The sequence below is a fragment of the Herbaspirillum sp. B65 genome (assembly GCF_000333555.1).
GTDB classification, from domain to species: Bacteria; Pseudomonadota; Gammaproteobacteria; order Burkholderiales; family Burkholderiaceae_D; genus Herbaspirillum; species Herbaspirillum rubrisubalbicans.
Genome location: NZ_BADI01000297.1, coordinates 1 through 1,266, shown reverse-complemented (window position 1 = coordinate 1,266; position 1,266 = coordinate 1). Strand labels below are relative to the sequence as shown.

Genomic DNA, 1,266 nt, shown 5'->3' with positions numbered 1-1,266 from the left:
CTTTGCAGGATGACTCACGCCACCCGGCGCAGTCCATCCTCACCGGGCAAACTAAAAAAATTAAAAAAACTAAGAACAACCAAGATAAAACCAAGAAAATCCGTTCAATCACACGTTCAGAGGCACACATGTACATCAAAAAATTCTTCCAGCAAATGCTGGTCCTGCTTTGCCTGGCTGCTGCCGCCGCCGCGCACGCGCAAACCCTGCCCAATGTGGTCATCCTGGCCACCGGCGGCACCATCGCCGGCACCGGCGCCACCAGCACCACCACGGTCGGCTACACCGCTGCCAAGGTCGGTGTTGATGCCTTGATCGCCGCCGTTCCCGAACTGAAGAAGGTCGCCAACGTGCGCGGCGAACAGGTCATGCAGATCGCCAGCGAAAACATGAACAACGACGCCTGGCTCAAGCTGGCCAAGCGCGTCAACACCTTGCTGGCGCAGAGCGACGTGGATGGCATCGTCATCACCCACGGCACCGACACCATTGAAGAAACCGCCTACTTCCTGGACCTGGTGGTCAAGAGCAAGAAGCCGGTGGTGATCGTGGGCGCGATGCGTCCGTCCACCGCCATCAGCGCCGATGGTCCGATCAACCTGTACAACGCCGTGCTGCTGGCCGGCTCCAAGGAAGCCGTCGGCAAGGGCGTGCTGGTGGCACTGAACGACCAGATCAATGCTGGCCGCGAAGTGACCAAGACCAACACCTCCACCATGGACACCTTCAAGACGCCGGAACTGGGTTTCCTGGGCTACATCCAGGGCAACAAGCCTTACTTCTATCGCCAGTCCACCCGCAAGAACACGGTTGACACGCCGTTCGACATCATGAACCTGGACAAGCTGCCGCAAGTGGACATCGTCTACGGCTACGCCAACATGAACCCGATCGCACTCAACGCCTTCGTGGCCGCCGGTGCACAGGGCATCATCCACGCTGGCGTGGGTGACGGCAGCCTCAACAACACCGTGGTCCCGGCGCTCACCGAAGCCCGCAAGAAGGGCGTGGTCATCGTGCGTTCCAGCCGCGTCGGTCAAGGCATCGTGGCGCGCAATGGCGAAGCCGACGACGACAAGCTGGACTTCGTGGTCTCCGACACCCTGAACCCGCAGAAAGCCCGCATCCTGCTGATGCTGGCCCTGACCAAGACCACCGACACCAGGGAAATCCAGAAGATGTTCTGGGAGTACTGATCCCCGCCATCCGGGCAAGAAGCATTCACTTCCAAGCCCGCTGCAAGCCCACTGCCTGTAGCGGGCTTTT

The 1,266-nt window shown here is 60.0% G+C and carries 1 protein-coding gene; it reads left to right on the top strand.

What is annotated here, in order from left to right:
- The first annotated feature begins 128 nt into the window (after window positions 1-128).
- A complete protein-coding gene (locus tag I5W_RS07730) occupies window positions 129-1,196 on the top strand; it encodes a type II asparaginase (RefSeq protein WP_044528793.1) in 1,068 nt (355 codons plus the stop codon).
- Window positions 1,197-1,266 lie beyond the last annotated feature (70 nt).